The sequence below is a fragment of the Pseudomonas sp. Sample_11 genome (assembly GCF_004307505.1).
GTDB lineage: Bacteria > Pseudomonadota > Gammaproteobacteria > Pseudomonadales > Pseudomonadaceae > Aquipseudomonas > Aquipseudomonas atacamensis.
On sequence record NZ_RCOD01000073.1, the window covers coordinates 44958 to 51966 of the forward strand.

A 7009-nucleotide genomic window follows, 5' to 3' on the forward strand; every position below is an offset into this window, starting at 1 on the left:
GTCTGCTTTTCGCGTAGGTCATTTCCTAAGTTGTACTTCGCCTCTCTACTCGGCCATGCCTCTCGGCGAGAATCCCCGGCCGCCCCTCCTGTAGAGATCCGCCCATGTTCGATCCAGTCAACGAGCCGTCGTTTCGTCTCGATGTAGCGGGCCTGTCCGACCCCTTCGAAGTTCTCGCCTTTACCGGAAGGGAAGCGCTCAGCGAACCCTTCGCCTTCGAGATCGATGTGGTGATCGACGATCCGCATCTGGATCTCGCCGGCCTGCTGCACCGTTCCGCGTTCCTGTGTTTCGGCGCGCCCGACCAGGGTGTGCACGGGCAATTGCACAGCCTTGTCCAGCACGAGCACGGCCATGGCTTGCGTTTGTGCCGAGTGCGTCTCGGGCCCAGGCTCGACTGCCTCGACCTGCGTTTGAGCCAGCGCATCTTCAGTGGCCGCTGCGTGCCGCAGATCATCGAACAGGTGCTGCGCGAACATGGCATCGTCGGCCTGCAGCGACGTTACGAGTTGCACAGCGACTACCCGGCCCGCACCTTCTGCACGCAATACCGCGAATCCGATCTGCAACTGCTCCAGCGCCTGTGCGCAGAGGCGCGCATTCACTATTACTTCGAACATTACCGCGACAGGCACTGCCTGGTGTTCGGCGACGATCCGACGCGGATGCCCCATGCAGACGTCGCGCACTATCAGGGCGAGCATGACCAGCGTGGCGTCGCTCCAGCCGTCCGCCAATGGCAACTGCACGAAGACTCGCAGGCCAGCCAGCGAGGCCCCGATGCCGAAGGCCACAGTGATCTGCCGGCCTTGCGCAGTGGTCAGTGGTTGCCGCTGGACGGCCATCCTTTCCTCGAATGCAACCGCCCATGGCTGCTGACCCGCATCGAACACCGTGCCGATCAATCTCTCGAATCGCCCTATTGCAATCGCCTGTTCGCGGCCGCGCGGGTACCCGTCTGTGTGCCCGCCGCTGCGCAGTCCAAGCAGCGCATGCACAGCTTGCAGCGTGCCTGGGTGGTCAGCGTCGATGAGCCGCAGCCGGATCGCGCGCGGCCGGTCGCGGTGCAATTCGACTGGCTCTACCAGGGCGAAGGCGCAGCGCCGAGCCATTGCTGGCTACCCCTCGCGCCTGACCTGAACGAGCTGCCCTCGGCGGCACTCGCCGATGGCGTGGAAGTGGTGGTGAGTTTTCTTGAGGGCGATCCCGATCAGCCGGTGGTCAGTGGCGTGCTCCAGCCCTCGGTGTTGCCAGAGGCTGCGGTCGAGGACGATGAGCCGGTATCGCTCCCGGAACTGCTGGTGAGTGATGGGTTGCAGCAACTGTTGCAGTCTGGCGAGCCGTTGCTGTTGCTGTGCCTGATGCCGGGCGGTGGCAGCTTCAACCACTGCGCCGAGTCCGTATGCAGTTGCCGGCTGCTCACCGCGCTCGATCAGAGCAGCGCACGATGAGCGGCGCGGCGCTAGAGCCCATGGCGCAATGGCTGTTGCTCGATACCCCGGACGCGGCACGTGCCCTGCTGACCTTGCGCCAGGGCTTTGCCGATGTGCAGCGGCACCGATTGTTTGACGGCACCGAATTTCAGCCGGTCAGTGAGCACGGTCCGGTTCTCGTCGATTTGCGCGAGAGCCCGGCATTGACCGCCCTGTGCCTGCGCGACCCGGACACCTGGCGCGGCCTGTTGCTGAGCTGCGAAATACCGGCGCAGCAACTGCTCTGCCACTTGCAGCGCATGCTTACCGTCTCGTTCGGTTTGAATCATCGGGCCTTGCTCAGCTATTACAACCGTCAGACCGCCAGCTACTTCTTCGACGCCTGCGACGCCACCCAACTGAGTCGCTGGCTCGGGCCAATCCGCCAGTTGCGCTGGTTTGGCGGCACCTGGGCGGACCGCGCCATCGGCAGTCAGGGCTGGCAACAGCTGCGCAATCCCGGTCTGCTCGTCGAACCTTTGGGCATCGAAGAAAGCCTGACCCGGCGCCAGCGCGAGCGCTTGCAAACCTGTCTGCTGGAGCAGCACATCTGGCGCTGGTGCCAGTCTCTGAGCGTTGATTACCAGACGATCGCTGTGCATGTGCAACAAGGTCTGGCGCTGGGTTTCAGCGATCGTGCTGTGCTCGATGGCTGGCTGTGGCTGCGCCTGCTCAATCCGCGCGCCGTGCTGGTTATGCCGCCGGCCGGATTGACGCAGCCGGAACGGCTCGACTTTCTGCGTCGGCAGTGGGGCGCGGCGGACTGACTTTTCTGATCAGTGAGCCTTGCCGCTGAACCAGCCATCGCTGCGCTTGAGCCACAAGGCTTGCGCGCCAAGGGTCACGCTGCGCAAGACCATGAACAGCAGAAAAGATATCCACAGGCCGTGATTGCCCAGCGCTTGCAAGAACCAGGCGAATGGCAGGAGCAACAACACCGTCAGCAGCATGCCATTACGCATTTCCCGCGCGCGGGTAGCGCCGATGAACAGGCCGTCGAGCAGGTAACTCCACACCGCAATCAGCGGCAGCACGGCGAGGTAGGGCAGATAGATGAACGCCGTCTCGCGCACGCTCTGAATGTCGGTCTGCATCTCGATGAACAGGTGCCCGGCCAGCAGAAACAGCACAGCGAACCCGAGGCTGGCGATCAGCGACCAGCCGCCGGCCACCACCAGCGATCGACGCAAGGCCAGGCGATCCCGCGCGCCGATGGCATGGCCGCACAAGGCTTCAACTGCGTGGGCCAGTCCGTCCAGTGCATGGGCCGTCAGCAGCAGGCCGTTGAGCAGCAGCGCGTTGGCCGCTACGGTCGCATCGCCGAGCCGTGCGCCCTGCACAGTAATGAGGAAAAACACCGATTGCAGGGCGAGGCTGCGGATGAAAATGTCACGGTTGACTGCCAGCAGCGGCCGCCAACTCTGCCAGACTTTCAGCGCCGACCAGATGATCTGCCCCGGATAGGCGCGCAACGCCGTGCGCGTCAGCCACAGGCCGAGCAGGGCGCCGCTCCATTCGGCGATTACCGAAGCGCGCGCCGAGCCGACCACGCCCCAGTCAAGGCCGATGACAAACCACAGATTGAGCACAATGTTGATCAGGTTGGTGCTCAGCAGAATCGCCAGCGGCGCCCGCGCGTTCTGCGTGCCGAGGAACCAGCCGACCAGCGCATACGTCGCCAGCGCTGCGGGCAGGCCAAACAAGCGCGTGTGGAAAAACTCCCGGGTCAGTTGCTCCAGCTCCGCCGACGGCTGCATGAAGTGCAGCGCGACGCCGCTGAGCGGCACGCCGAGGCCGCCGAGCACGACGGCCAAGCCCAGTGCCAGCAACAGACCCTGCAAGAGAATCTGCCGCAACGCCGCGCCATCGCTGCGCCCGGCAGCCTGGGCGGCAAAACCGGTGGTGCCCATGCGCAGAAAACCCATCGCCCAGGCGAGAAAGGTGTACAGACTGGCGCCGACCGCCACCGCGCCGAGTTGGTGGGCATGCGGCAAATGACCGATGACAGTGCTGTCGACCAGCGCCACCAGCGGCACGGAAATATTGGAAAGAATCATCGGCGCGGCGAGCGCCCAGACCTTGCGGTGAGTCGGGCGGTCGCGCCAGTCGGTAATCAGAGAGGACATGCAGGCTCCTTGGGGGAGCGGGGATTGTAGCGGCAGAAACACCCTCATCGGAACGCCGCCCGCCCAGCCCTCTCCCAGAGGGAGAGGGGGCCGATCTTCGTCGCTCTCAAGCGTGAGTTCGACTCGATATTCCAGGTCGGTGGAGAACTTCAAAGCAACGCGGTCAACTCCCTCGCCCTCTGGGAGAGGGCTGGGGTGAGGGGCTTTTGAAGCGCTAGTGAATAATCCAGCTCAACAACCACAACCCCAGCAGCAACCAGATGATCCCGGCAATGATCGACGCGTTCATGAACGCCCGGATCGCCGACCACAGCAGCATCAGGCCAACGATCAGGGCGATGATGCTGATGATCGAGGTGTCCATCCCCAGCGTTTGCGCCAGGCCGTCGACAAAGTTGCTGCCGGCATTGCTGAGCATATTGAACAGGCCGCTGAGGCCATCGACGATAAAGCGGATGACCGAACCGAGTGCCTGGCCGAGCCATTCGAAAAAGCTTTCTACACGCATGTGTGCATCCCTGATGAAAGAGCTGAGCCTTGGGCCACGCCGAGGGCGGCCGAGTTCCCTGCATGATAGAAGGTTTGCCCGGATCATGTGTGGGAGCGAGCCTGCTCGCGAAGGGGGCGTGTCAGGCAAATCCGGTCTGGATGAGCCAACGCCTTCGCGAGCAAGCTCGCTCCCCCAATAGATCATCTGCGCTGCTTGCCTTCAGCCCGCATCCCCCCGAAGCTATGCGTCTTCAGGAGAGCCCGATGAACCTTGTTGAACTGACCGAACGCCTGCACGCCATTCGCGACCGCAATGACTGGCGGCAATTTCACAGCCCGAAAAACCTCGCCATGGCCGCCAGCGTCGAAATGGCCGAGCTGGTGGAAATCTTCCAGTGGCTGACAGAAGACCAGTCGCGCCAGTTGCCGGCGGACAAACTCGCCCATGCCGGGCAGGAAGTCGGCGATATCGTCCTGTATCTGTTGCTTCTGTGCAGCGAACTGGGTCTGGACATGAATGAAGTGGTGCGCGCCAAGCTCGCCGACAGCGAACGGCGGTTCAGCTGATGAGCGACCGTCATTTCGACCAGTTGGCCACGCGCTTCGCCGAAAAAATCTACGGCGGCGCCAAAGGCGCGATTCGCCTCGCGGTATTGCAGGCCGATCTGATCGAGGCCTTGCCGGATCGGCCGCTACGCGTGCTGGATATCGGCGGGGGGCTGGGGCATATGTCGCTGTGGCTGGCCGAGCGCGGCCATGACGTCACCTTCACCGAGCCGGCCGAACCGATGCTCGAAGGCGCGCGCCAGCGTTTTGCCGAAGCCGGACACACCGCTACGTTCATTCAGGCGCCGTGGCAGGAACTGCCCGGTCAGCTCACCGAGCCCTACGATCTGGTGATCTGCCACGCCGTACTGGAATGGCTCGCCGAACCCCACGCGATCCTGCCGGTGCTGCATCAACTGACCAAGCCCGGCGGCTGGCTGTCGCTGGCGTTCTACAACCGTGATGCGCTGATTTATCGCAATCTGCTCAAGGGCCATTTCAAGAAAATGCGCAAGAACGTCATGGCCGGCGAGAAGCAGAGCCTGACCCCGCAGCAGCCTCTCGACCCTCGGGAATTGGCAACGCAACTCGCGGGTATGTGGCAGGTCGAAAGTCAGAGCGGCGTACGGGTATTTCACGATTACATGCCGGTGGAATTCCAGGCCCGCGCCGAACTGGCGGACTTGCTGGAAATGGAACTCGCGCACCGTCGTCACCCAGGCTTCGCCGGGCTTGGGCGTTACTTGCACTGGATCTGCCGGCCGATCTGAGCGGAGCGCGACATGAAAGCTCGATGCGGGTTATTGCTGATAAGTCTGGGGTTGGCCGCTTGCCAGGGCAGCAACCCCTACGTGGCCCAGTCACGGCCGTTGCCGCCGGCACCGCCGCAAGCCGCCACCACCTTCGACCGCAGCGCCTACCCGGCGCCGCCGCGGGATTACGGACGCTACCGCAATTGGGCCTGGCGCGACGGGCAGTTGCCGCCGGGCACGGCGTGGGCTGACTCGGCGCAAGTGGCCGAGGCGGTCAGCAACGCCCTCGACCAACGCGGCTTGCGGCCGATGCGCGACAACCGCCCGGCCGACCTGCTGGTCAGCGCCGACCTGCGTCTGGAAACCCGTTTGCGTCAGGTGCGCGATGATTACGGCTACTACGGCGGATACGGCGGCTATGATCGTTATGGTCGCGGTTACGGCATGTACAACAGCGTGCCGGTCATGCGCACTTATCAGGAGCAGGTCGTGGTGGTGCGGGTCGATCTGTTCGATGCCGGCAATGGTCAGCCAGTGTGGAGCGCCAGCGCCGAGACCGGCACCCAGGGCAATCAGATCGAACGCGCCGATGCGATCCGCGAGGCTGTGGAAAAAGCCATGGCGGCGTATCCTCCCAGCTGACGTCGTGTCAGCAGGTTCATGTCTTCACCCGGAGAAAAATCATGTTCCGCCGTCTCGCTCTACTCGCTGTTGCCGCGCTGCTCAGTGCCTGCGCCGCCAATCAGGTCAATCACGATTTCGACGCCAGCCGCGACTTTGCCGCTTATCGCAGCTGGAGCTGGAAAGACCCGGCCCTGCAATATCGCCCCGATGATCCGCGCATCAAAAGCGACCTGACCGAACAGCGCATCCGCCAGGCGGTGGCCGATCAACTCGATCAGCGCGGTTTGCGCCCGGCTGCCGGCGGCGGCAAGGGTGATCTGAGCGTGCAGACCTACCTGATCGTCGAGGACCGGCAGCAGCAGGTGACAACCAATTACGGCGGCGGTTGGGGCGGCCCGTGGAACGGCTACTGGGGCGCGCCGATGTACAACGAAACGCGCAACATCACCTACAAGGTCGCGACCATTCAGATCGACCTGCTCGACGGCAAGGACGGCAAACTGGTCTGGCGCGGCAGCGATGAGCAAATGCTCAGCAACCGCCCGAATCCGGCCGACCGCAGTAATGCCATTCGCGAGACCGTCGCGCGGATCCTGGCGAACTATCCACCGCGTTGAATGAACGGCCCTTTTCCCGCCCGGACGCAAATCCCCTGTAGGAGCTGCCGAAGGCTGCGATCTTTTGATTTTCAGAGGCAAGATCAAAGGATCGCAGCCTTCGGCAGCTCCTACGGTGGTTTGCCATGCCAACAGCGCATTGTCGGCAGCCGCGTCTACACTCATTTTCACCAACGGAGGTAGCGCTCGGCACTGCGCCGGCAAAGGAGTGCGCCATGTCGCCAGGATCGCAAGGCAACGGCCCGGCCCGGCAACGCGGGGCGATCGGCTTGATGGCGGCTGCCACCCTGAGTCTGGCGCTGGTGATGATGTTGCTGGTGGTCGACAGCGGTCGCTTGTACATGGAACAGCGCAAATTGCAGCGGGTCGTCGATACCGCCGCC

General features: G+C 63.5%; 9 protein-coding genes. 7 read left to right on the top strand and 2 right to left on the bottom strand.

What is annotated here, in order from left to right:
- Nucleotides 1–104: 104 nt before the first annotated feature.
- Nucleotides 105–1451, top strand: coding sequence for a contractile injection system protein, VgrG/Pvc8 family (locus tag D8U60_RS20095; RefSeq protein WP_130900759.1), 1347 nt, complete (start codon nucleotides 105–107; stop codon nucleotides 1449–1451).
- Nucleotides 1448–2239: a DUF4123 domain-containing protein gene (locus D8U60_RS20100; RefSeq protein ID WP_123443893.1), complete on the top strand. Its 792-nt coding sequence runs from the start codon at nucleotides 1448–1450 to the stop codon at nucleotides 2237–2239. The genes D8U60_RS20095 and D8U60_RS20100 overlap by 4 nt, the downstream gene beginning before the upstream one ends.
- A 9-nt stretch (nucleotides 2240–2248) precedes the next feature.
- On the opposite strand, the gene D8U60_RS20105 is transcribed toward D8U60_RS20100, so the two are convergent.
- Together D8U60_RS20105 and D8U60_RS20110 are read right to left on the bottom strand one after the other, a co-directional pair.
- Nucleotides 2249–3598, bottom strand: a complete 1350-nt coding sequence (locus D8U60_RS20105; protein ID WP_130900760.1) for an MATE family efflux transporter — start codon at nucleotides 3596–3598, stop codon at nucleotides 2249–2251.
- A 214-nt stretch (nucleotides 3599–3812) separates the two neighbouring features.
- Nucleotides 3813–4106 (bottom strand): hypothetical protein, encoded by a 294-nt coding sequence (locus D8U60_RS20110; protein ID WP_016771853.1) that lies wholly within the window; start codon nucleotides 4104–4106, stop codon nucleotides 3813–3815.
- Nucleotides 4107–4351: 245 nt separating this feature from the next.
- Here D8U60_RS20110 and D8U60_RS20115 point away from each other — a divergent pair, with 245 nt between their 5' ends.
- From D8U60_RS20115 to D8U60_RS20140, 5 genes are all read left to right on the top strand, one after another.
- On the top strand, nucleotides 4352–4654 hold the full coding sequence (locus D8U60_RS20115; protein ID WP_016771852.1) for a MazG-like family protein: 303 nt from the start codon (nucleotides 4352–4354) through the stop codon (nucleotides 4652–4654).
- Nucleotides 4654–5403: a methyltransferase gene (locus tag D8U60_RS20120; RefSeq protein WP_130900761.1), complete on the top strand. Its 750-nt coding sequence runs from the start codon at nucleotides 4654–4656 to the stop codon at nucleotides 5401–5403. The genes D8U60_RS20115 and D8U60_RS20120 overlap by 1 nt, the downstream gene beginning before the upstream one ends.
- Nucleotides 5404–5415: 12 nt before the next feature.
- Complete coding sequence (locus tag D8U60_RS20125) at nucleotides 5416–6027, top strand: DUF4136 domain-containing protein (RefSeq protein ID WP_073471800.1); 612 nt, start codon at nucleotides 5416–5418, stop codon at nucleotides 6025–6027.
- A 41-nt stretch (nucleotides 6028–6068) separates the two neighbouring features.
- The gene (locus D8U60_RS20130; RefSeq protein WP_016771849.1) at nucleotides 6069–6626 is read left to right on the top strand and encodes a DUF4136 domain-containing protein; all 558 of its coding nucleotides are present in this window, start codon (nucleotides 6069–6071) and stop codon (nucleotides 6624–6626) included.
- Nucleotides 6627–6841: 215 nt separating this feature from the next.
- Nucleotides 6842–7009: pilus assembly protein TadG-related protein (locus D8U60_RS20140; protein ID WP_130900765.1), on the top strand; the 168-nt coding region annotated here is incomplete at its 3' end.